The 506-nt window shown below is 44.3% G+C and carries 1 protein-coding gene; it reads right to left on the reverse strand.

What is annotated here, in order from left to right; genetic code table 11:
• Positions 1-72: 72 nt before the first annotated feature.
• On the reverse strand, positions 73-506 hold a 434-nt coding region (locus RE027_RS18240), incomplete at its 5' end, for a DinI family protein (RefSeq protein ID WP_368809710.1).

The following is a 506-nucleotide window of genomic DNA, read 5'->3' on the forward strand; positions in this document are numbered from 1 at the left end:
CTTTAACATTTGAAAAATCAGTCAATTCTGAAAGATGACAAGTTTAGCATTGCGTATGAGAGTGTTCTAGATTTAATCCTGTACAAGCCACATATCGGCCTCTTCAAACATTTCCTCCAGCATACGGTTCAGTTTTTCCCGATCGCTTTTGCTGGCATCGCTATTCAGGGCGTTTGCCTGCATCGGCTTCACCTTCACCTCGGCATCAGGGAAAATCTGGTGCACTCGCTTCGTCAGCTCTGCCAGGATAATCTCTCTGGCCCCTTCGAGCCCCTCCACATTACGTTTGTCATAAACCAGTTCAACGAACATAAAAGCCTCCGGAAAACCACTGTGGTTGTATACAGTATTTTTAATGTGATAATAAACAGTGTCAAGGCGAGCGGAGCGCGAAAGGGGGTAGGTGTTTTTGTTACCCTTAGTTACAAATAGAAAAACCCCAGACCGTGAGATCTGGGGTTTTTTTAAAGTGCACGTGCATTTCACGTGCATATTTTGTCTTTTCT

This window comes from Kocuria sabuli (genome assembly GCF_040981185.1).
Taxonomy (GTDB): Bacteria; Actinomycetota; Actinomycetes; order Actinomycetales; family Micrococcaceae; genus Kocuria; species Kocuria sabuli.